A 22,734-nucleotide genomic window follows, 5' to 3' on the forward strand; every position below is an offset into this window, starting at 1 on the left:
AATCGGCATGCACTCCAACACTTCACGACGCACCTTCGTCAAAGGCCTGGCTGCAGGCGGACTGCTGAGCGGTTTCGGATTATGGCGCCCGTCCGTCTGGGCGATCACCAGCCCCGGCGAACCGCAAGTGCTGGCCGGCAGCGATTTCGAGCTGTTCATCGGTGAAACCCCTGTCAACTTCACCGGCAATCCGCGCACCGCGATGACTATCAATGGCAGCCTTCCCGGCCCTCTCCTGCGCTGGCGCGAAGGCGATACGGTCACGTTGCGGGTGAAGAACGCACTCAAGGACAGCACCTCCATTCACTGGCACGGGATTTTGTTGCCCGCCAACATGGATGGCGTGCCGGGGCTGAGCTTCAAGGGCATAGACCCCGGCGGGCTGTATGTCTACCAATTCAAAGTCCGACAAAACGGCACCTACTGGTATCACAGCCATTCGGGGCTGCAGGAACAATCCGGCGTCTACGGCCCGCTGGTGATTGACGCCAGGGAGCCGGAGCCTTTCCAGTACGACCGCGATTACGTGGTGATGCTGACCGACTGGACCGACGAAGACCCGGCCAGCCTGATGAAAACGCTGAAAAAGCAGTCCGATTACTACAACTACCACAAGCGCACCGTGGGCGATTTCATCGACGACGTCAGCGCCAACGGTTGGGGGGCGACCGTTGGCGATCGCAAGATGTGGGCTGAAATGAAGATGAATCCCACCGATCTGGCCGACGTCAGCGGCGCCACCTACACCTACTTGATGAACGGCCAGCCACCGGACGCGAACTGGACCGGTGTGTTCCGTCCCGGCGAAAAACTGCGGCTGCGTTTCATCAACGGCTCGGCCATGAGCTACTTCGACGTGCGCATTCCTGGCCTGAAAATGACCGTTGTCGCGGCCGATGGCCTGCACGTCAAACCCGTGAGCGTCGACGAATTTCGCATTGCCGTGGCGGAGACCTTCGACGTGATTGTCGAGCCGACTGACACCGCCTACACCGTGTTCGCTCAATCGATGGACCGTAGCGGCTACGCCCGCGGCAGCCTTGCGATGAAACCTGGCCTGTCCGCGCCTGTGCCACCGCTGGACCCTCGTCCCTTGGTCAGCATGGAGGACATGGGTATGGGCGGAATGGATCACGGCGACATGGCCGGCATGGACCACAGCAACATGGCCATGCCCGGGATGCAGTCTCATCCCGATTCGGAAAACGACAACCCGCTGGTGGACATGCAAGCCATGTCCACCTCACCCAAACTCGACGACCCCGGCCTGGGCCTGCGCAACAATGGCCGCCGGGTTCTGACCTACGCCGACCTGCGCAGTACCTTCGAGGACCCGGATGGCCGCGATCCCGGGCGCACGATCGAGTTACATCTGACCGGGCATATGGAGAAGTTCTCCTGGTCGTTCAACGGCGTGAAATTCTCCGATGCCGAGCCTCTGTACCTCACGTATGGCGAGCGCGTTCGCGTGGTGCTGGTCAACGACACGATGATGATGCACCCCATCCACCTGCACGGAATGTGGAGCGACCTCGAAGACGAGAACGGCGCCTTCATGGTGCGCAAGCACACCATTGACATGCCACCGGGCACACGCCGCAGCTACCGGGTAACCGCCGACGCGCTCGGGCGCTGGGCCTATCACTGCCATCTCCTGTTCCACATGGAAATGGGCATGTTCCGTGAAGTTCGCGTGGAAGAATGAGGCGCCAAACATGATCAGACTCATCCCCATTGCCATGACCTTCATCACCGCTGGTCTGCCGTTCTCCACGGTAAAAGCCGCCTCAAGCGACATGCAGGGCATGGATCACAGCCAGATGACCTCAATGGATCATGGCGAGCTGCAAACCATGGACGAAGGCCAGATGCAACCTGCAGCCCCGACCGAAAGTCGTACGCCCATCCCGGCACTGACCGACGCCGACCGAGCGGCCGTCTTCCGCAGCCATAGCGGTCATGCCGTACATGACACTGCGCTGAACTCACTCTTTCTTGCCGATAAACTCGAATGGCAGGACGCCGACGACGGCAGCACCCTGGCCTGGGATTTGTCCGGCTGGATCGGTGGCGACATCGATCGTCTTTGGCTGCGCTCTGAAGGCGAACGCACCAACGGCAAGACCGAAGATGCTGAAATCCAGGCGCTTTGGGGCCATGCGATCAGCCCATGGTGGGACGTGGTCAGCGGTATCCGCCAGGACTTCAAACCCGGTGCCCCGCAAACCTGGGCCGCGTTAGGCGTGCAAGGCATGGCGCTGTACAACTTCGAAACCGAGGCGACGGCATTCATCGGTGAAGGCGGTCAGAGCGCCGTGCGACTGGAAGGCGACTACGACATCCTGCTGACCAACCGCCTCATCCTGCAACCGACCGCGGAACTTAACGTCTACGGCAAGAACGACCCGCAACGAGGGATTGGCTCCGGCCTGTCCAATAGCGAAGCGGGCCTGCGCCTGCGTTACGAAATTCGCCGGGAGTTTGCGCCCTACATTGGCGTGACCTGGAACCGCACCTACGGCAAAACCGCCGATTACGCCACGACCGATGGCGAGGATCGCAGCGAGGCGCGGCTGGTTCTCGGCGTGCGTCTGTGGTTCTGACCCCCTATACCCACAATGAAAAACAGCCGCATTGAGCGGCAAGAGGCCTTGCATGCACATCATCAAAAACACCGCTGTCACTGTCGTGCTGTCAGCCGGGCTGCTAATGGGCACCATAGTTCAAGCCCATCCGAAGTTGCTGTCCTCCAGCCCTGCCGACGGTGCCATGGGTGCGGCGCCCGACACCATCGAACTGCACTTTTCCGAAAACCTGGTCACGCAGTTTTCCGGGGCAAAACTGGTCATGACCGAAATGTCCGGCATGGCGCATTCTCCCACGCCCATGAAAGCCAGAGTCAGCGCTGGCAGCGACCCGAAATTCATGCTCATTACGCCGCTGGCACCGCTACCCGCTGGCACCTACAAGGTCGAGTGGCGCGCCGTGTCCTCGGACACCCACCCGATCACCGGCAACGTTTCATTCAAAGTGAAGTGATTGATGAGCGACTCGGCCCAGATCGTTCTGCGCTTTTTGTTGTACGTGGATTTGATGCTGCTATTTGGCATCGCGCTGTTCGGGTTGTACAGCCTTAAGGGGCAGGAACGGATTTCGGGGGGCGTGCTGCCATTTCGATCACTACTGGTGGGCGCGGCCATTGTCGGGGGGGCGCTATCCGTCATTGGCATGCTGCTGATGGTCAGCGCCATGAGCGGGGAATCCGACCTTGGCGAACTGCGCCCGCACATGGAAATGATGGTGTTTGAAATGGACGCCGGGATGGCCTGGATGATTCGGATCACGATGTTGTCAGTCGTCGCTTTGGCGGTGTTATGCAACACGCGCGCATCTGCACCAGGCTTATGGGTAGCGGCTATTGCTGGCGCTATCGCCCTCGCCTCTCTGGCCTGGAGCGGACATGGAGCCATGGATGAAGGCGTCTGGCATTTCACCGCAGACATCCTGCACTTGCTGGCCGCGGGTGCCTGGCTGGGGGCATTGGTCGCGTTTTTCTGGATGTCACGCGACAACCGCCTGCAATCGGAAAAGCACATCCGTCTCCTGGCACGTGCCGTCACCCGGTTCGAGTCCGTGGGTGCGCTGATTGTGCTTGTCATCACAATCACCGGCGTTGTGAACTACCTATACATCGCCGGACCAAGCATTGACGCAGTGCTGCCAGGCACCTACGGCGTTTTGCTGTTGATCAAAGTCGCCTTGTTCGCCGGTATGCTCGTACTGGCCGCGCTAAACCGCCTCCATTGGGGACCGTTGCTCCAGCACTCATTGCGAGAGGGGCAGTATCGCGTAGCGGCGAACACGCTTCGCTGCAGCATGAAGATAGAGCTCGCTGCAGGTCTGTTGATTGTAGGGTTGGTGGCGTGGCTGGGAACGTTGAGCCCGCAAGTGGACGAGTTGTGACGTCATGGCTTGTTAAATCTTGATACATGTCCGAAACTGCGGTCGCGCCGACAGCACGCCGGTCGCATGCAAGACGCGTTGATAAGCGCACCGAACGACAACTCGGTCGATGCCTCGACCGAGCAAAACCCTCAAAAAAAGGACAGACAATGAGCAGCACGGATGAATTGCAAACCTACAACGCCAGCCCGAAATGGCAAGAGCGTTTCGCTTTCTTCGATCAACACGGCGCGCCAAAAAGCCCGGAATTCAAATCCGCTTTCAAGCAGTTGCCAGCGCGCAAGCGCATTCTGATCAACCTGAACTTCATCGCGTTTTTCTTCGGGCCCATCTATCTGTTCGTGCTTGGACTGTGGAAAAAGAACCTGGCGATCATCGCGATTATCATCGCCCTCTCCTTCGTCCTGACACTGATATTCAGTCTGCTGGGTTACGAAGAAGGCCCCAAAGCCCTAAACACCGGCCTGAATATCGTCTTTGCGCTGATGTACGGGCTGAGCGCCAACTACGCCTACTACCTGAAACAGGTCAAAGGCTCACAAGGCTGGAATCCTTTTGAAGGTTTGAGGATGCTCTGATCCTCTCCCGAATGCAGAACGGCGCAATCATTGCGCCGTTCTGCATCGGTCAATCGTCCTGCAACAACCCCGAACTGTACTCACCAAAACTGTTGCCCAGCGCACTGCCATGGAAATTCAACTGGCTGGCGCTACGAGTCGGCCCCGGGCCGAAACCGCTGGACGGCCACGAGTCATCCGCATACCGGTGATCGGTACTCACACCGGAACAGGCGCTCAACAGTACAGCACCCGCGATCAACGAGACTTTGATGAGGTTTGCGATCATTTTGCGGGTTCCTGTGGGGCTGGATGCAGTTTGAAAAGGGTCGGGATTGATCCTATGCCGGAGTTCGGTCAGGCAGGATGAAACCTGACTCGGCGACAGCGTCGGTTCAGGAAGTGTTGAAAACATCGCTTTGAGGCACGTCCGCGGTAAGCGTCTGGCGAACACACCTATGAATGTGTTGAACCGAAGATAACGGCATCAGCATTTCAATTGTCCATAGGCTCGGGCCATGACTTCCCAGGTTCTCGCGTCGGCAGGAATCAGATGCTCAATACGCAGCGACTCCATCGTAATGTCGAGAGGCATGCCAAATGTTGTAAAAGTTGACATGAATTTCAGTTCCCCATGCCTTGAGTCGAGCCGCGTCAGTACCAACGGAGGCAGTTCGTTTGTCAACGTGGAAGCCTCTTGAGGCGTGGGGAGGCTTTTCAGAAGCGTAGCGAGCCCCGGGTTGCTCAGGGCCTCTCTAGCTGCCCTTTGCCAAGCAATCAATCTGATTTCCTCGACGTTGTTCAGATGATCGCCCAACCCTCCAGGCTCCAGCAGCGTTACCAACAGATTTAGGCCTTCTGCCGCATCGGCACTCAGGCCGACCAGATCGAACAGCACTCCAGTGCTGGCGTTGGCTGCCAATATCTCCCACTGACTCCCCAAGACAATCGCTGGTGCGGGGTTGTTGGCATGAAGCAGGTGAGTTATACCAAAAAGGGGACGGATTTATTTTCCAGAATAAATTAGTGCCCTTTTCTCCACGTTTAAGACTGAAATCAAAAAGGACGCCATCCAGAACGTCCTTCTGTTATCCATCATTACCCTCCAGGTGCCGAAAGTACCTTCATACCCCACCGGGTGGCTCGATGTTATCCAGCGCGCGATTCACCAACAGCTCCCCCACTACTGCCAACTGCTGGATCGACAGAGCAAGACTGCGCGGTGAACCTTCGAGTTTGCAAGTCAGATCGGTGGTCAAGGCGTTTAGCGACGCGAGAGTTTCGCAGGCATGACAAAGCAAGGTTTCAGTGTCGACGTTGGGAACTATCGTAAGAACGTGACAGATAGGGTCGGCGTGGCTCGGATTGCGTAGGCGTTTTCTGACAACGCGATGACTGGCTTCGGAGAGCTGACCAAAATTGACAGCTTCGCAAGCGGTTGAGGACTCAGGAGGATCAGGCGTGATCTTTTTCATCGTTTTCGTTCCTAGAATTAATTAAAGGAACTGCCAGCATCACTTCCACATGATGGGTGGCAGCTGTGCGCAGGTGTGGAAGACCGGGGATCTAGGAACCCGGCGCACTCGAGAGTGCCCCGCGCACAGCCGCCATAATTTAACAGCAGACATGAAAAAAACGCCTGCTTAAATTCAGGTGGCGCCTTGTGCGCCTAGATCTTGTGAAGGGCTTCCACACCCTTGTCGCTGATTTTGCAGCGACGGCGTAAGGTTAGCGGGGCTAACAAATGATGAGCAATATGGGTAAAGCGGACGCGACTTGAGAGAAATCTCCTACATTTTCGTGATGCTATAAACGGCAGATCAGCATCTTGTCAGCCGCTTTCGGACACGTCCGCGCCCCACAAGGCCAATCCTGATAAACTCCCTCACCTCCCAGCCCCACCGATTCCAGATTCCTCATGCCCGTAAACAACGCTACACCCGCCCCGCTGTCCCGCCGGTTTTCGGTTGCGCCGATGATGGATTGGACTGACCGCCATTGCCGTTTTTTCCTGCGCCTGTTGTCGAAAAACGCCCTGCTCTATACCGAAATGGTTACCACCGGCGCCCTGCTCAACGGTGATCACGAGCGTTTTCTGCGGCATGACGACGCTGAGCATCCGCTCGCGTTGCAGTTGGGTGGCAGTGTTCCGCTGGATTTGGCGGCCTGTGCGCGGATGGCGCAGGAGCATGGTTACGATGAGGTGAATCTGAATGTCGGCTGCCCGAGTGATCGGGTGCAGAACAATATGATCGGCGCGTGCCTGATGGGGCATCCGCAGTTGGTGGCCGATTGTGTGAAGGCGATGCGCGATGCGGTGTCGATTCCGGTGACGGTCAAGCATCGCATCGGCATCAATGGTCGCGACAGTTACGAAGAGCTGTGCGACTTCGTCGGTACGGTACGGGATGCCGGGTGCACCAGTTTTACCGTGCATGCGCGGATTGCGATTCTGGAAGGGTTGTCACCGAAGGAGAACCGTGACATTCCGCCGTTGCGTTATGACGTCGCGGCGCGGCTGAAGGCGGACTTTCCGGAGCTGGAGATCATTCTCAACGGCGGGATCAAGACGCTGGAGGCCTGCCATGAACATTTGCAGACGTTTGACGGTGTGATGCTGGGCCGCGAGGCGTATCACAACCCTTACGTGATGGCTGAAGTGGATCAGCAGTTGTTCGGCAGCACTGCGCCGGTGATCACCCGTGCCGCAGCGCTGGCGCAGTTACGGCCTTACATCGCTGCGCACATCGATGCGGGTGGCTCGATGCACCACATCACCCGACACATATTGGGCCTGGGCACCGGGTTTCCGGGCGCGCGCAAGTTTCGCCAGTTGTTGTCGGTGGATATCCATAAAGCCAAGGAGCCGTTGGCGCTGCTGGATCAAGCTGCTGAGTTGCTTGAAGGACGTTAAGCCCCGGCAATCGAGCCAGGCGGTTTGAACCGCCTGGCGCTGCTGTCAGCCCGCCGCTGCGGCCGCCGTCCAATTCACCCAACCAAATAGCCAAGTGGCCAGGATCAGTAATCCGAAGGCGATGCGGTACCACGCGAAGGCGGCATAACTGTGGTTCGCAATGAACTTGAGCAGGCCGCGCACAGCGATCATCGCGAAAAAGAACGCAGTGACGAAACCCAGGGCGAAAACCGGCAGATCGCTGTTCTGGAACAGGTCGCGGTACTTGTAGCCGGAGTACACCGCAGCGCCGACCATGGTGGGCATCGCCAGAAAGAACGAGTACTCGGTGGCGGCTTTTCGCGAAAGGCCAAACAGCAAACCACCAATGATGGTCGACCCGGAACGGGAAGTACCCGGTACCATCGCCAGGCATTGTGCGAACCCCACCTTCAGCGCATCTGACCAGCGCATATCGTCAACATGCTCGATGTACACCACATGGTCACGCTGCTCCGCCCACAACATGACAATGCCACCGATGACTAACGCGACGGCCACGGTTATCGGGTTGAACAGGTATTCGTGAATCTTGTCGGCGAATAACACGCCCAGAACAACGGCTGGCAGAAAACCGATCAGCAGGTTGAGGGTGAAGCGTTGAGCATTGCGCTGCGTCGGCAAGCCTTTGACGATGTCGAAGATCTTCGGACGAAACTCCCACACAACGGCAAGAATGGCACCCAACTGAATAATAATATTGAACGCCATGGCGCGTTCACCGCCAAACTCTAATAAATCTGCAACGATAATCTGATGCCCCGTGCTGGAGATGGGCAAAAACTCTGTAAGGCCTTCTACTGCACCTAGAATCAACACCTTTATAAGGGTCAAGAAATCCATTAATCCTCCGTCAGACTGCCCGTATGAGCGCCGCGTTAACTACCTTCAGGTATTGAGCAACCGAACTCAAAGCAACTGGCAAATTGACACCCATTGCTCGACCCAGCGACGGAGAATATGTCTTATCAAACAATACACTCAAGCCATGTTAAGAATCGTCCGGCTGATTACTTCAGCGGAAGTAATTCGCTAGTTAGGTGAGATGACGACCTCATGCGATAAAACGTGATCAAGCTCACACTATTTGTATTTTCACGTCATTGGCCTGAATTTCAAAAAGCGTGACGCCACAGGATACAAACAGTGGCAAATGGACATGAAAATAAATCGCCATAGACTCAAAATAGTGGCACAATTCCATATTGCCACCATCTAACGAGCTAATTTTCACTAGTTCAGCGCACCGAGAAAATCAACTAAAAGCTTGAAAAGCTTAATTATTGTTAGAAAACTCGGGAGCCACGTCTAAAATTCGCTTAAATGTTACCAATTGTCAGTCACAGACGAGAACCGGTGCTTTAACATCCCGATGTCAGCACCTATTCGAGTCAATGCATGATGCTTACAGGGAACTTAGCGACTAGAAGCCTGCGCCAGACAAACGACGAACCCGGTGTTCTCACCCTGGGTCGGACGCGTGGCGTGGCTGAACATTTTAGAGCGCTAGTCGCAAGGCACGTGCGAACCGATATAGCACTTGATGTCAGTTCGTACACTCTTTCATATAAAAAGAACGAGTACCTCGGTTCGTATCGAGCCATCTTCATCATCATCGATAGCCCTCAGGCCCTCGAGGAGAGCCTTGCGGTAGTCGAAAACCTGCGCAACGCCCATTTAAAGCCTATCATATGTGCGGTTATTACCGGACGCGGCACTCCCAACAAGATGAAATACTATCTGGCAGGGGCCGACTTTTGTATCAAGTTCAATACCTTATCTGAAGAAGGTTCAGAGCTACTTACCGATTTTTTCAACAGTGAAGAATGGCAAAGAGATATCAATCTGATATTGGACCCTACTCGTATCTGCTTAATGGGCACCCGCAAAAAACTGGATATTTCGTTTGCCGAAATGAAGATTCTGGAAGCATTTGCGCAAACCAGTAATCACATACTAAGTCACGATGAAATCGCCGCTATCATGGGGCTCAACACCAATTTCTACGACCCCAGAGCGCTGGAAAAGTCCATCAGTCGCTTGCGCGGAAAAATCAAAGATGTTTACGGTACAAACGCCATCCAGAGCATACGAGGCTATGGATACCGGCTGATGAGAGGGTTGATATCGACTGTATGAGCCAGCAATTCAGAGGCTTTTTGACATCATCTAAGGTAATGTTTTTTTAAGCTGTACAAAGATATCGGTTTCATTGTTTGATTTGTCTTTTATACTTCATGCCAATTTATCGACTCCATGACCGTGGCAACACTGAACCATAACAATAAGAAGTCATTCTATAGCAGATCGTGTGGAACCCATCGAGGGCCATTTTTGGGCCCAAACCCTGCCTTTCGATTACTTCCGAGGGAGTCTTTACTCCCCTGCCGATCATTTTTTTGCCAAATTTGGTGCGTACTTCAGGAGAGAGACATGGAAATTAGTACACCCCTCCCAAGAAAATATTTCGTCGTCGTAACCCACAGCACAACGTCGCAACGTGAACTAGAGACCATTCTGTCCAGTGAGCGATTCAACTCATTTGGGACCTCCCAGGCACAGATGTTTGTTGAAGGAGTTGCCTCGCCCTCTTCCGCCCCCGTGCTGATGGAGTTCTCTTACCCAAGCGTGACAAGGAAAAAAGTTGCGCAGAGCATTGAACACGATACGCAGAAAATATTGGCCACACTCGAATCCGAATGGTTGGCAGCTCAATCAGAAAGTCCCTTCCACAGTAAGCCGGCTATCATGGCAGACGCCAGTGGCAGCGCCCAATCAATCGAGGGTAATGCGCCTTCCAGCGAAGTCTGGCAACTCGATAATGACCAAGGTGCATTGGTTAAAGAGGGTGTCGAAATAAGCCTGACCGGACTGGAAACCGCACTGGTCAAGAAAATGCTGCACCATGAAGAACGCGTCGTCAGTCGGGACGAACTGATCCTGAGTATCGGCCGGGAACCGGAACAATACCGCGGCCTGGAAATGTGCCTGAGTCGTCTACAGGACAAATTCAAAAGTGCCAGCAATGGTGAACGCCTGTTTCGTGCGGTGAGAAACCGCGGTTACTGCCTGATCCAGGAAGTGGTGTGCTGAACGCCTGACCCAATCAAACAACAGTGCGACAACAATAAAAATAGCACTCTGTTTGTTTTATCTTCCCGCTAACTTCCTCCTGCCTCCACCCCTCCTACAATACCCAATACAACACCATTTATTCACCCCCTGCTCGTCGACCAATTCTAACGGCCGACTACTTATATTTTATGGCTAGTTGCACTTTGCCACCTTGTTAGAACTCGTCAGACAGCGTCCCCAGCAATAACTTAGTCTATTGACTGACGACAGTTCCGCATACCGGCGTTGTTACCTCAGGACATTCGCTCTAACAACAACAATAAGTCTACTTAACAACTCGGATTTCAACTGTCGAAACCTGAATGGACGTTTTCTGGGGATATCGTATGGATCTTACTCTTCGTATCAATCGAAACACCGGCCTCAAGGGACTTACATTTTGGGGCCAATGGGCGCTGGCACAGGGCTTTGTTGTTTCATTGTTGTTCCTACTTGCTGAGCGACACACAGGATCGGTCGAGTTCTACTACCGAATGTGTGCAACGCTCGCTGTACTTGCCTCGGTCCCGGCTTACACGTTCAGTGGCGTTTATCGAAAAAGAGACAACTATCTGACGGGTCTGGGACGTCTGTTCATGGGCTGGTCCATGACCATGGCTGCACTGGCTTGCATTGCGTTTATCTGCAAGGCCGATGAGCTGTTTTCGCGGAAGGTGATTCTGGGCTGGGCGGTGTACGGTTTCCTGGGCCAGGCACTGTTGTATGCGCCGCTGCATGCCTTTTCGAAGTTCTACCAGCGGTCGCGTAAAAGCGAGCATAAAACCCTGATCGTTGGCACCGGCGAACTGGCCCTGGGGCTGGCCAACAAGCTGAGCCATCTTGAAAACCTGCCACTGGTCGGTCTGGTCAGCAACGGCGACGTGCCCTCGCTGAAGCCGGGCGCACCGAGCATTGTCGGCGCTCAGGAAGATCTGCTCGAACTGATCAAAACCCATGATATCCGTCGCCTGTACATCACGCTGCCCTTGTCGGAAGCGGCAAAAATCGAAGCCATGTATGTCGATTTGCTCGATGCCAACGTTGACGTGGTGTGGGTACCGGACTTGAACAGCCTGACGCTGCTCAATCACTCGGTGAAAGTCGTGGACGGCCTGCCGGCGATCTACTTGAACGAAAGCCCACTGACCAGCCGCCCAACTGCTGCACTGAGCAAAAGCCTGGTGGAAAAAAGCGTGGCGCTGCTGGCCATTATCCTGTTGAGCCCGGTACTGCTGGTCATTGCACTGGCGGTGAAGCTCAACTCGCCTGGCCCGGTGTTCTTCAAGCAGGATCGCCATGGCTGGAACGGCAAGGTAATTCAGGTCTGGAAGTTCCGCTCGATGCGTGTCCACGATGATAAAGAGGTCAAGCAGGCCAGCCGCAACGACTCGCGTATCACCGCCGTCGGCCGCTTCATCCGCCGCACTTCGCTGGATGAACTGCCGCAACTGTTCAACGTGCTGCAAGGCCATATGGCACTGGTTGGCCCACGGCCGCATGCGGTTGCGCATAACAACTACTACTCCGGGAAAATCCTCGCTTACATGGCACGCCACCGAATCAAACCGGGTATCACCGGCCTGGCACAGATCAACGGCTGCCGTGGTGAGACCGACACCCTCGACAAGATGCAGAAGCGTGTAGAAATTGACCTCAAGTACATCAACAACTGGTCGTTGTGGCTGGACCTGAAAATTCTGGTGAAGACGCCATTTACGCTACTGTCGAAGGACATCTACTGATGGTTTAAAACGTTGCACGACGCAACACCGCAAGGGGACGCAAGTCCCCTTTTTTGTGGGTGGGATTTGGAGGTTGGTGGTTGCACTGGCTTGAGTGGCGGGTCAGCTGGCACCCACGTTTGATGCGCTGACACCATCGCGAGCAGGCTCGCGCCTAAAGGGGATTTAGGTGGGGCTCGCTGGTTGCGTCACCGATGAACAATCGTAGGAGCGAGCCTGTTCGCGATAGCGGTGGGTCAGTCAACATCCAGGCTGAATGTTGCGACGCCTTCGCGAGCTGGCTCGCTCCCACAAAGTTACTCGGTGATCTTCTCGAAGTTGCGATAGAACATGTCGTCGTCGCGGCTGTCGGTCATGGAGTGCAACTGATAGCTGCGGTTGAGTCGTGCACCGCCGTCCCGGGTCAGTGGCGACCAGACAAGGTTGGCGCGGCGCATGGTCGACATGCTCATCAACTCGTCGAACGGGATGGACAGGTAGATGCCTTTGTCGAAACTACCTTCGCCATACTCGTTGCCGCTGGCGGTGGTGATCGTCGCCCAGGCGCCAAAGCGCACACCGTTGGAAAACTCCCGCGAGATATCCAGCGTGCCGCCCCAGTCACCCGCCAGGTAACGCCCGACGCTGACCGCCGCAAGCGTATCGAACGGCAAGTCGGTGTAGCCGGTGATGTGACCGGTGACGATCGAATAATCTCGCAGACCAAAACCCTGATCGAATTCGCGCTGGCGGACGTAGTTCAGGTCAGCACCCAGCGACCAGCGCTGGCCGGTGGGGCGAAACAGCACCTCGCCCCCTACCCCGGCGAACATCGACTCCAGATAGCCGCCGTAAACCATGCCGTACAGGTCTTTGTCCAACTGCTCGGCGTGACTGACCTGGAACAACGGCATGGTCACTTCGGAGGTCGTCAGGTACTGACGCAAGTCGGTGCGCACACGGGGCAGGCCGCTGGGAGCGTCATAGGTGAACTTGTCAAAGTTGTTCGCCAGATTGGCGCTGAGCAACCCGCTCCACCAGGTGTTGCGGTTGAAGCGATACTCGGCGTCCGCGTCGGCACTGAATTGATAGAGCAAGCCATCCGGGCCGCCGACATTCTGCTTGAAGCCCAGCCCGACGCCATAGCTGAAGGGTTGAAGGGCTTCGGTGTAGAGGGTTTTTTCGTTGTGCGGCATCGCCGGATTGACCTCGGTGGTGCGGTGCAGCGATTGCAATGGCTCCTCGTTGTTGATCACTTCACGGAAGGTTTGCCGCGGCACGCTGGTCTCTTCCAGCGGCAGGTCGTAGCGCTTGTTCACGACGGTGAACCAGTCGATATCGTCGTTGACGCTGTTGTCCAGAATCCGGCTCGCGCGCCCCACCGCTTTGGCCGAATGGAAATACCGTTGCTGTTCGCCATAGACAAACAACTCCGACCCGCGCTGGCTGATGCGCTCGACCTTGTAGCCGGCATTTTGCTGCAGGCGTCGGGACACATCGGCCCAATTGACCTGCTCCATTTCCTTGCTCGGCTTTTTGGCCGGCAGCGGTTCGGCCGGTGGATCGAAGTTTTTCGCCGGTGCCTTGCGGCTGACGAAGTTGGTGTGGAAGGTGACGCCGAACATGGCGGTGTTGCCGCGCTCCCACGCCGCGCTGACGTCGATCGAGTCGGTCAGTTTGAACACCGCACCGAGGTTGATTGGCGAGTCCTGCTTGATCTCATTGTCCTTCGGTTCGTGCTTGTAATCGTTGCCTTCGTATTCCAGTTTCAGGCTGAGCCGATCCCATGGTGTCTGGTAGCTCACGCCGCCGAACAGCGAAGGCTTGCCGCGAAAGTACGACCCGGCGTTGACGTCGCCGGTGCCTTCGCTGTCGGGCCGGGTATTGTAGCGGTCAGCGAGCTCGCCCAGCGGGTTGTCGAAGTCGCCGCGATTGCCGATGTAACCCCAGGCAATACCGGCGCTGAAATCGAAATTGTCATAGCGCTTGTTGGCAACCACAAACTCACTGGAGAACAGACCCGTACCCCCGATGTCTCGAAAGCCCAGCGCCACTTCCGGCGCCCAATGGCTTTCTTCCCAGAGTCGGGCTTTGAGGTCGACCGCCTTGTCCTTATAGCTCTGGCTGCCACTCAGCGAGTCGGGGCCATAAGGGCGGTTGGTAATGGCGGTATAGCGGAACGAACCTTCCAGCCATTCAAACGGCTGGAGCGATACGCTGTACCGGCTGTAGGGATCGGTGCGATTGGCATTCACGCTCAACTCACCGGCCGGCAACATTCGCGCCGTCGGCGTTTGCCACAAGCCAGCACCACCAAAGTCATTCTGAGTAATGCGTGGCTCTGCATGGGCCAGACCACACGGCAATAACAACACGGCTGCAAAACGTAAATTCAACGAACCACCTCAGCCAGCTGCGTGGCAATGAATTCGGCCAACTGCTGATTCAGCTCAGGGACAGGCGGATCAAGGTCATCATTTTTCACCGGCACCAGAATCTTGCTGCCGGCAACGGGAAAGTGACCGCTCTCGCGATTCCAGTGCGCAATACCGACCCGCCGGACCACACCGTCGGGCTGAATCAGCCACAGGTAATCGGCCTCGGCATCGCCCAGCGGTGTGCAACCTTGCAGATACTCGCGAGCCTCCAGTAACGGCTGATAGGGCAAGTGGCAGGTTTGCGCGACAGCACCGAGCACTTCCACTTCATCGACACGTTTCGGGTAAATCAGGCGGTCGCCATCGTCGAGACGAATGTTGCGCGCGAAGCCGACTTCCACCGCGACCGGATCAAGATTGGCGATCTGTCGCCCGGTGACCGGCATCTGCCGCACTTGCTCAGACAAACGCAGTGCCAGCGCTGCACGGCTTGGTTTATCGAAGAGCGAAGCCATACGCTGCAAAACGTCCAGATCAAACAACACGCCCGCCTTGAGCCGCGCCTGCTCTTGCAGCAACGACTGACGCAACAAGACACCCGCCAGCCAATACCCTTCGACATTGGGCACCGCCACGTTGATCGCATCGAGCAAGCGCCCGCCGGCCGGCAACTCGACCGGCCCGGGGTTGGCGACGTCACCGCTGACAGTGACAGCGGCCTGACTGAAGCTGGTGATCAACAGTAAACACGCCGATAGCCTTCCCCAGCGCTTCACGGGACATGCCTGCGGTTGGGGGTCAATTGCACGATCCTGACGCGCAACTGCGACGTCAGCTGTTGCTCGCTCTGCACAATGAAACCGTCGACGGGGTCGACCCAATAACGATTGATCGCCCGCAGGCCGATGGCCGGGGCATCAATCTGCTCATCGACACGCAGCACGCTGTATTCCTTGTTGAGAATGGTCAAGGTGTCCATGGATTTTCGGGAGAAGCGACTGTTAACGATCACCCCCACTTCCTGGTCCTTATAGAGATCGATCCAGCGCCGGGAGGTGTAACCATCGGCGACTTGATGAAGGCCTTGCTTGAACGGTGAGGTATCCGATAGACGCGTGCCGTCCAGGTCACCCTCCAGGCCCAGGCCAACGCTGCGCACGGCAAGGCCATTGCGCAGCAGCAGCACTTGTTTACCGGAGGCGACCCAGAACTGCAGGTCTTCACGCTCGCGTACCAGCGCCAATACCCCGGAGCCGGTCGGCGTGGTCAGTTTGATCTGCGGATAGTTGACCTCGGCCACCTGGGCCGGGGTCACGTCCACCTCATCCGGTCCGATCACCGCCGATTTGAGGTTGTTCAACGAAGCGCTCATCAGCGGGTTGCAGCCACACAACAACAGGGCCGCGCTCAGGCAGACGCCAACTTTCAACATGTTCACAGTCGGCGACCTTATTTGCTGTTGTTACTGTATTCGCTCCAGTTCTTCGCAGCGGAAGCACCCGTACCGACAATCGACGCCGATGGCACCAATTGGCTGATGAAGCGGTTCCAGCGAGTCACATTGGCAGGGCCGACATAGACAACGTCCTGAGGGCGCACTTCGAAGTGCGTGGCGAGCGCCATGGCGGTCGGCGATTCAGCGTTCAATTGGTAGATCTTCGCCGGCTCCACGTCCAGATTTTCAACCCCGCGGATGACGTACACCGCGTTGCCGTTGGAAGTGGTCTGGCTCAAGCCACCAACCGAGCCGAGGACATCGGACAGGTTCATGGTGGCGGTCTTGAAGCTCAATGCGCGCGGCTGGTTGACCTCGCCCATGACGTAGATGCGCTTGTTGTCGTTGTACGGCAGATACAACTGATCGCCACCCTTGAGATACACGCCCTGCAACTCGGAATCCTGCTGGTTGAGCGAGTCGAGATTGAGCGGATACACCCGGCCGTTGCGCGTAAGGGTCAGGCCGGACAAGTCAGCGTTGTTGGTATCGATTCCGGCGGAACCGAGGGCCTCGACCACGCTCAGTGGATTGGTGGAAATCGCTTGCGGACCGCCCTTGGCCACGGCACCAGTCACCACGACTTTCTGACTGGCGAAACGCAGCACCGCGACATCTACCTGCGGCTCGGCAATGAACGCCGACAGCCGTTGCTCGATGTCTGCGCGCAGTTGCTGGATCGTACGCCCGGCGGCCTGCACTTCCTTGATGTAGGGGTAATACAGCGTGCCGTCGGAGCGCACCAGCCGGCCGTTGGCATCGATCTGTTGTTGCGCGCCGGACGGGGCTGTCAGCTCAGGGTGATCCCAGACCGTGATGTACAAGACATCGTTGTTACCGATGCGGTACTCGGCCGGAGTCGCCAACAGCTCCGCCGGCAGCGACTCACGCTTTTGCGTGGCGCGGGTGGTGGAAATCAGCTTGGGGGTAATCGGGATCAGCTCGACCCGGCTGCTTTCACTGGCCCCTTGGCGGGTGATATCACTGGTGCTCAGGTATTGGCCGGGGGAAAACATGCAACCTTGTAAAGCGAGACTTGCCAACATTAAAAGAGAAAAACTACGAGTCATAATGGCACTACGCTATTCAAGGGCGAATCTAAAAAGAAGTCACCCGACTTGCGTCGGGCGACCCTGTACTGCACTAACAAAACTTCTGTTAGTTATGCGTGCCGGTGGTACCGGTGGTACCGGTCGTACCGGTGGTACCGCCGTTGGCACTGCCACCGCTATTGGACGCCGCTATTGCACTGGCAACCATTGCAGTACTGGCTGCAGGGGCTTGAGAAGCCGCTACACTGCCACCTACATTGGTCACCGCAGTCAGCGGTGTTTCAGCTGCGGCAGCCCAGTTGCTCAACATCGTCAACAAGGCAATCGCCATCACTTTTTTCATATCAACTCCTTTCTAACATTTGATCCGATTAAAACCGGATGTTCCGTTAGAGTTGGTAGAGTTCAAGTCGCGAAAAGTGCGAACAAGATCCGTCATTCATTCACAGTCCTACCTGACTGATAAACGTCAAACGGCAGGTTTATATCTACGGACATGCAAAAGGCATTTCCAGTGTATTTTCCCGACGTTATCTAACAACCTGACTGGAAATAACATTAGGCCAAAACGACATCATCCGAGATAACCCTTGGGATGATTCGATTGCCAGCGCCAGGTGTCGGTCATCATTTGCTGCAAAGTGCGCGTCGCCTTCCAGCCCAGCTCTTTCGCGGCCTTGGAAGGGTCGGCCCAGCTCTGGGCAACATCACCCGAACGACGCGGCATCATGCGAAACGGCACCGGTTGCCCACTCGCTTCCTCGAATGCACGCAGCACTTGCATCACGCTGTAGCCATCGCCCGTACCGAGATTCCAGGTATGGATTCCCGTGCGCCCGGCGATGGACTGCAATGCCTTGAGGTGCCCGTCCGCCAGGTCCACGACGTGGATGTAGTCACGTACGCCAGTGCCGTCGACCGTGGGGTAATCGTTACCGAAGATCGACAACTCCTGCAGGCTCCCGACCGCCACCTGGCTGATATAAGGCACCAGGTTATTGGGAATGCCGTTGGGGTCTTCCCCCATGTGACCACTGTCGTGGGCGCCGATCGGGTTGAAGTAACGCAACAGGGCGATGCTCCAGCGCGGCTCAGCGAGGCTCAGGTCGCGCAGCACGTTTTCGACAATCAGCTTCGATTGGCCATAAGGGTTGGTCGGATTGCCTGTCGGGAAGTCTTCGCGGATCGGCATCTGTTCCGGCGCGCCGTAGACTGTGGCCGACGAGCTGAACACCAGGCGAAACACCCCGGCAGCGGCCATCGCCTGGCACAGCGTGATGCTGCCGCTGACGTTGGTCTCGTAATACTCAAGCGGCTTGCGCACGCTCTCACCCACCGCCTTGAGCCCGGCAAAGTGCAGGACCGCATCAATGGTGTGCTCACGAAAAATCCGGTCCAGCAATGCCCGGTCGCACACATCACCGCGAATCATCATTGCACTTTTGCCGCATATGGCTTCCACCGCATGCAAGGCCGCATCACTGCTGTTGCAAAGATTATCCAGCACTACAACTTCATAGCCTGCTTCAAGCAGTGCGAGTGTGGTGTGCGAGCCGATATACCCGGCTCCACCCGTTACCAGAATTTTCATAGTGCGGTCCATAGAGAGAGATAAGTACTCAGTAGTGTGTCAAGCCCCATATATTGAAAATGTGTGGCGCACCACACAAACAAGGGCGACAACAACCTAAAACAAATTTAGTTCAACGACTGGCAATAAATATTTTTGCAGGTCAAACTGTATTGCCCGGTACTTATTAGCACTCCAGTGCTTTCCTCACTATCAACAGATACCGACTAAAAATAACTAACAAGTATCAAACCGACATCTCATAACATTGACGCATTCTGCGCGCACTGCTAATTGCCATTAACAACCCGACTCGGGTATTAAAGTACTCCTTCAATAATCATTGAACTTGCAATCACTTGTTATTGCGCGCAGCCGTTAACGGCGTGCCGTGACTGTCCAGGATACTTTTATGATTCGTAAATGTTTGTTCCCCGCTGCCGGCTACGGCACGCGTTTCTTGCCGGCCACCAAAGCCATGCCCAAGGAAATGCTGCCCATCGTCAACAAGCCGTTGATTGAGTACGCCGTTGAAGAAGCTCGGGACGCCGGCCTGCAACACATGGCAATCGTGACAGGTCGGGGCAAGCGTGCACTCGAAGACCACTTCGACATCAGCTATGAACTCGAGCACCAGATTCGTGGCACCGAAAAAGAGAAGTTCCTCGCCGGCACCCGCGAACTCATCGACACGTGCACCTTTTCCTATACCCGTCAGGTCGAGATGAAAGGCCTGGGTCACGCGATTCTCAGCGGCCGCCCGTTGATCGGTGATGAGCCCTTCGCTGTGGCGCTGGCCGATGACCTGTGCCTGAACCTGCAAGGTGACGGCGTGCTCACGCAAATGATCCAGCTCTACAAGAAATTCCGCTGCTCGATCGTGGCCATTCAGGAAGTGCCACACGACCAGACCCACAAATACGGCGTGATCGCTGGCGAGCTGATCTCCGAAGGGATCTACCGGGTCAACAACATGGTGGAAAAACCCAGCCCCCAAGACGCGCCGTCCAACCTGGCGATCATCGGCCGCTACATCCTGACGCCGGATATTTTTGATCTGATCGCCGACACCCAACCTGGCAAAGGCGGGGAAATCCAGATCACCGACGCGTTGATGAAACAGGCGCAGAACGGTTGCGTGCTGGCCTACAAGTTCAAAGGCATGCGCTTCGATTGTGGCGGCGCCGAGGGTTATCTCGAAGCGACCAATTTCTGCTACGACAACGTGTACCTCAAGGGCCTTTGACGGACCACCCCGACTCATTGCTGCACGCACAACCACGCCCACTCTTCACCCAGGCAGGCCATCATGAACAATGCAAAACACTCGGCAGACATTGAACTGGAGGTGGGCAACCTCGGCGTGATGACCTGGTTGCCCCGCCATCAGCCGCTACCCAGCGCGAACGAGCCGTGGTTGGGCACCACGCTGCTGGTGGAGCGGATCGGCATGTTTCCCTCATCGGGCGACATCCGCCGCCCGCTACGCGACCCCTACCCTCTCCTCGCCCACTTGAAAAAACTCTACGGCGAGCAGGCGCTGGAAGTGGATGACCGCGATGGCCTCAAAGTGATATTCAGTGACTGGCGGTTCCGGGTGCGCATTTGCTGCAACGAACCGGCCATCCTCATCAATGTGGAAACCCGCTGCGCGACGCAATTGATGCCGCTCAAAACCGCAGAGTTGCTAAGTCACCTGGACTCGTTCGAGAAAGGCTAACCACTGCGGCAACGCCTACTTCAAGCCCCAATCGCAGCGCTCTTGCCCACCTACCATCCAGCGATAGAAGTAATCGGCAATCAGTCGTCCACCCGTGGCCGGAACCGGGTGAATCTTGTCCGGACCGATCATGGAGGCGGCATAGCGTTTGACGTCGCTGCCGAACGCGCATTGCAGATCGGCGTAACCGAGATGTTTCGCGCGCGCCCATGGCTCCAACACCTGCGCATATGCCGACATCGGATAGGCACTGGAGCGTGTGGTTTCCTGCCGCAGGATCAGGTTAATGCTCGCCGCTGGCTGGATCTCGCGAATCATCCCCACCAACCCCTGTACGTTCTCCAGATACTGCTCCGGCTTCACACCGAAGCCCTGATCGTTGCCACCGAGCATGATCAAATAGATGTCCGCAGGGATCTTCGACACCGCCGCTTTCCACTGCGTCTGCCAGGCAAAGTCGCCGTGGTAGAAGTCAGCGGACGCCGCGCCGGACGCCGCCAGTTTGGAAACCCGCACACCGCCCTGATCATTGCTCATCCACAGGCCGAACAGGGTCGGTGCGCCTTTCACCACCTCCAGCCTGAGCGCCCAGTTCGCTGCCTGTGATGCGTCGGGCAACGGCACTTCCTGAACCCCCGAGCCGCCGAGCGTCAAGGGTCGCCAGTCTTGGGATGGCGTCCAGCGATAGCGGATCTCGCTGGGCTCGCCGTTGCCGAGGTAGAGCAATTTTGCCTGGGTCACAGCGGTGTTGATGGACGGTGTCGGGCTGGCATCGATCTGCAGCCAGGCGCCGGGGCGCCCCGTCACCGTGCGGCTGTCGGGGCTGGCCTGGCCGAGGCCGGACACCTGCCAGCCGCCGCCAAAGTACTTTTCGCTGCTGCGGGTGTATTTGAAATGCGTACCGCCGAGGGCCGCACCGTGGTTGAAGCCGACGTAGCCAGGGCCGGCAAAACCGGCCTCCCCGGACACGCGCTGCACCAGTTTATTCAGATAGAAATCCTGCCCGGCGCTGTAGCTGTCGCCGATCACCGAGATCGACAGCACCTTGCCGGTCTTGCCTTCGCGCCACTGAGCAAAACGCTCGCGGGCGTCACCCACCTCGACCACCGACGCCGCGACAGGCTGGACGTCATCAACTGCCAACATGCACGGCTTCCTTCCCTCGGACAATCATCAAGTCTGCGCCACCGGAGTGATGTTCGCCGGGGCTTTTTTAGTCGCTGCGCGCTCACCGAGAAACAGCACGGAGGTGAAATTGAACCGACTGAACATCATCGACAACACCACCGGCCCGAGCAAACCACAGGCCACACCACCAAACACCAGAAGGCTTTCATCCTTCACGCCCAACCGCCCCAGGACAAACCGCGAAGTGGCTGCGAACAGTACATGGAACAGGAAGATCGTATAGGAATAGCCGCCCAGCCAGGTCAACCACTTCGAGCGCATGTCACTGCACAGCAACGCGATGCAGGACACGCAGCCCACGGTCAAACCGATCAGGCTGCGACGGTCGACGATCAACTCGCGATCCACCGCCGCCACGTACAACAGCGTCAGCGAGATCACCACGAACACCAGCGGGCCGATCACCTTGAACCGCTGCTTCAATGCCTCGACGTTTTCCTGGCCGATCATCCCCGCCACAAAAAAAGGCAGCAGGTAGATCGCGCCGTTGATGCCGAACGCATCGACCTTGAACGGCGGCAGCAGGAACACCACCGCCGCAAAGGCAAACAACAGGTACAAGCGCGTCGCCGATCGAAGCAATCCGCGCCACTCCAGCAAGCCGACGAACATGAAAATGATGAACACCGCCTGCAGGAACCAGAAGTGGTTGATCGGCACCCAGAACGACAACAACGCCTCGATCACACCGACGTCCTTGTTCACCCCCGGGCCAACCGCTTGCAATACGGAAAACGGCACGCCCACGCAAAACAGCGGCACGATCAACCGACGCACCTTGCCGCTGATGAATGCTGGAAAATCATTGCCGCGGATTTTGTAGATCGAATAAATGTAGCCCGAGATGAAGGTAAACAGCGGCATGCGCACGTACACCATCGAGTCGGCGATCACCCGGAACGGCGAGCCCAGGTCAATTTTCAAACCGCCGCCCAACGGGCCGATGACGTGGTAGAGCACCAGCAACAGGCACGCCAGGCCACGCAGGGTTTCTATTTCCAGGGACTTTTTTTTGCTCGACAT

General features: G+C 56.7%; 22 protein-coding genes and 1 pseudogene. 11 read left to right on the top strand and 12 right to left on the bottom strand.

The window, feature by feature from the left end:
* Nucleotides 1–7 precede the first annotated feature (7 nt).
* From BVK86_RS08220 to BVK86_RS08240, 5 genes are all read left to right on the top strand, one after another.
* On the top strand, nucleotides 8–1,705 hold the full coding sequence (locus BVK86_RS08220) for a copper resistance system multicopper oxidase (RefSeq protein WP_075945943.1): 1,698 nt from the start codon (nucleotides 8–10) through the stop codon (nucleotides 1,703–1,705).
* A 10-nt stretch (nucleotides 1,706–1,715) separates the two neighbouring features.
* Nucleotides 1,716–2,603: a copper resistance protein B gene (locus tag BVK86_RS08225; RefSeq protein WP_075945944.1), complete on the top strand. Its 888-nt coding sequence runs from the start codon at nucleotides 1,716–1,718 to the stop codon at nucleotides 2,601–2,603.
* 52 nt (nucleotides 2,604–2,655) lie between these two features.
* A complete protein-coding gene (gene copC / locus BVK86_RS08230) occupies nucleotides 2,656–3,039 on the top strand; it encodes a copper homeostasis periplasmic binding protein CopC (RefSeq protein WP_075945945.1) in 384 nt (127 codons plus the stop codon).
* A gap of 3 nt (nucleotides 3,040–3,042) precedes the next feature.
* Nucleotides 3,043–3,963 (top strand): copper homeostasis membrane protein CopD, encoded by a 921-nt coding sequence (gene copD / locus BVK86_RS08235; RefSeq protein ID WP_075945946.1) that lies wholly within the window; start codon nucleotides 3,043–3,045, stop codon nucleotides 3,961–3,963.
* Between the two features lie 149 nt (nucleotides 3,964–4,112).
* Entirely contained in the window at nucleotides 4,113–4,541 is a 429-nt protein-coding gene (locus BVK86_RS08240; protein WP_075945947.1) for a DUF2628 domain-containing protein, read from the top strand.
* A gap of 49 nt (nucleotides 4,542–4,590) precedes the next feature.
* Here BVK86_RS08240 and BVK86_RS08245 read toward each other — a convergent pair whose 3' ends face one another.
* The 3 genes and pseudogenes from BVK86_RS08245 to BVK86_RS08255 all read right to left on the bottom strand — a co-directional run bounded on the left by BVK86_RS08245 (nucleotide 4,591) and on the right by BVK86_RS08255 (nucleotide 5,995).
* Complete coding sequence (locus BVK86_RS08245; RefSeq protein ID WP_075945948.1) at nucleotides 4,591–4,809, bottom strand: hypothetical protein; 219 nt, start codon at nucleotides 4,807–4,809, stop codon at nucleotides 4,591–4,593.
* Nucleotides 4,810–5,007: 198 nt separating this feature from the next.
* Nucleotides 5,008–5,508, bottom strand: a pseudogene (locus BVK86_RS08250) (MmyB family transcriptional regulator); the annotation flags it as partial.
* 136 nt (nucleotides 5,509–5,644) lie between these two features.
* Nucleotides 5,645–5,995, bottom strand: a complete 351-nt coding sequence (locus tag BVK86_RS08255) for a DUF6124 family protein (protein WP_075945949.1) — start codon at nucleotides 5,993–5,995, stop codon at nucleotides 5,645–5,647.
* A gap of 443 nt (nucleotides 5,996–6,438) precedes the next feature.
* On the opposite strand from BVK86_RS08255, the gene dusA reads away from it, so the two are divergent.
* Entirely contained in the window at nucleotides 6,439–7,434 is a 996-nt protein-coding gene (dusA, locus tag BVK86_RS08260; RefSeq protein ID WP_075945950.1) for a tRNA dihydrouridine(20/20a) synthase DusA, read from the top strand.
* A 45-nt stretch (nucleotides 7,435–7,479) separates the two neighbouring features.
* Here dusA and BVK86_RS08265 read toward each other — a convergent pair whose 3' ends face one another.
* The gene (locus BVK86_RS08265; protein ID WP_075945951.1) at nucleotides 7,480–8,316 is read right to left on the bottom strand and encodes an undecaprenyl-diphosphate phosphatase; all 837 of its coding nucleotides are present in this window, start codon (nucleotides 8,314–8,316) and stop codon (nucleotides 7,480–7,482) included.
* A 555-nt stretch (nucleotides 8,317–8,871) separates the two neighbouring features.
* Here BVK86_RS08265 and BVK86_RS08270 point away from each other — a divergent pair.
* The 3 genes from BVK86_RS08270 (at nucleotide 8,872) to BVK86_RS08280 (ending at nucleotide 12,329) form a co-directional block, all read left to right on the top strand.
* Nucleotides 8,872–9,612, top strand: a complete 741-nt coding sequence (locus BVK86_RS08270; protein WP_075945952.1) for a winged helix-turn-helix domain-containing protein — start codon at nucleotides 8,872–8,874, stop codon at nucleotides 9,610–9,612.
* A 294-nt stretch (nucleotides 9,613–9,906) separates the two neighbouring features.
* Nucleotides 9,907–10,566, top strand: coding sequence for a winged helix-turn-helix domain-containing protein (locus BVK86_RS08275; protein WP_075945953.1), 660 nt, complete (start codon nucleotides 9,907–9,909; stop codon nucleotides 10,564–10,566).
* 368 nt (nucleotides 10,567–10,934) lie between these two features.
* A complete protein-coding gene (locus tag BVK86_RS08280; protein ID WP_075945954.1) occupies nucleotides 10,935–12,329 on the top strand; it encodes an undecaprenyl-phosphate glucose phosphotransferase in 1,395 nt (464 codons plus the stop codon).
* Between the two features lie 296 nt (nucleotides 12,330–12,625).
* On the opposite strand, the gene BVK86_RS08285 is transcribed toward BVK86_RS08280, so the two are convergent.
* From BVK86_RS08285 to galE, 6 genes are all read right to left on the bottom strand, one after another.
* Nucleotides 12,626–14,704, bottom strand: coding sequence for a YjbH domain-containing protein (locus BVK86_RS08285; RefSeq protein WP_075945955.1), 2,079 nt, complete (start codon nucleotides 14,702–14,704; stop codon nucleotides 12,626–12,628).
* Nucleotides 14,701–15,462 carry a capsule biosynthesis GfcC family protein gene (locus BVK86_RS08290; protein ID WP_075945956.1) on the bottom strand — a complete coding sequence of 254 codons (762 nt, stop codon included), beginning with the start codon at nucleotides 15,460–15,462 and terminating at the stop codon, nucleotides 14,701–14,703. Before BVK86_RS08290 ends, BVK86_RS08285 begins: the two co-directional genes overlap by 4 nt.
* The gene (locus BVK86_RS08295; protein ID WP_075945957.1) at nucleotides 15,459–16,124 is read right to left on the bottom strand and encodes a YjbF family lipoprotein; all 666 of its coding nucleotides are present in this window, start codon (nucleotides 16,122–16,124) and stop codon (nucleotides 15,459–15,461) included. The genes BVK86_RS08290 and BVK86_RS08295 overlap by 4 nt, the downstream gene beginning before the upstream one ends.
* A gap of 11 nt (nucleotides 16,125–16,135) precedes the next feature.
* Nucleotides 16,136–17,251 carry a polysaccharide biosynthesis/export family protein gene (locus BVK86_RS08300; RefSeq protein ID WP_173668846.1) on the bottom strand — a complete coding sequence of 372 codons (1,116 nt, stop codon included), beginning with the start codon at nucleotides 17,249–17,251 and terminating at the stop codon, nucleotides 16,136–16,138.
* An 88-nt stretch (nucleotides 17,252–17,339) separates the two neighbouring features.
* Nucleotides 17,340–17,576, bottom strand: coding sequence for a hypothetical protein (locus BVK86_RS08305; protein ID WP_075945959.1), 237 nt, complete (start codon nucleotides 17,574–17,576; stop codon nucleotides 17,340–17,342).
* Nucleotides 17,577–17,807: 231 nt separating this feature from the next.
* Nucleotides 17,808–18,824 carry a UDP-glucose 4-epimerase GalE gene (gene galE, locus BVK86_RS08310; RefSeq protein WP_075945960.1) on the bottom strand — a complete coding sequence of 339 codons (1,017 nt, stop codon included), beginning with the start codon at nucleotides 18,822–18,824 and terminating at the stop codon, nucleotides 17,808–17,810.
* A 391-nt stretch (nucleotides 18,825–19,215) separates the two neighbouring features.
* On the opposite strand from galE, the gene galU reads away from it, so the two are divergent.
* Both galU and BVK86_RS08320 read left to right on the top strand, forming a co-directional pair.
* Nucleotides 19,216–20,049, top strand: coding sequence for a UTP--glucose-1-phosphate uridylyltransferase GalU (gene galU, locus BVK86_RS08315; RefSeq protein WP_075945961.1), 834 nt, complete (start codon nucleotides 19,216–19,218; stop codon nucleotides 20,047–20,049).
* Between the two features lie 63 nt (nucleotides 20,050–20,112).
* The gene (locus BVK86_RS08320) at nucleotides 20,113–20,523 is read left to right on the top strand and encodes a phosphohexomutase domain-containing protein (protein ID WP_075945962.1); all 411 of its coding nucleotides are present in this window, start codon (nucleotides 20,113–20,115) and stop codon (nucleotides 20,521–20,523) included.
* Between the two features lie 15 nt (nucleotides 20,524–20,538).
* On the opposite strand, the gene BVK86_RS08325 is transcribed toward BVK86_RS08320, so the two are convergent.
* Both BVK86_RS08325 and BVK86_RS08330 read right to left on the bottom strand, forming a co-directional pair.
* The gene (locus tag BVK86_RS08325; protein ID WP_075945963.1) at nucleotides 20,539–21,669 is read right to left on the bottom strand and encodes an SGNH/GDSL hydrolase family protein; all 1,131 of its coding nucleotides are present in this window, start codon (nucleotides 21,667–21,669) and stop codon (nucleotides 20,539–20,541) included.
* Nucleotides 21,670–21,696: 27 nt separating this feature from the next.
* The gene (locus BVK86_RS08330; protein ID WP_075945964.1) at nucleotides 21,697–22,734 is read right to left on the bottom strand and encodes an acyltransferase family protein; all 1,038 of its coding nucleotides are present in this window, start codon (nucleotides 22,732–22,734) and stop codon (nucleotides 21,697–21,699) included.

This window comes from Pseudomonas reinekei, assembly GCF_001945365.1.
In the GTDB taxonomy this organism is placed as follows: domain Bacteria; phylum Pseudomonadota; class Gammaproteobacteria; order Pseudomonadales; family Pseudomonadaceae; genus Aquipseudomonas; species Aquipseudomonas reinekei.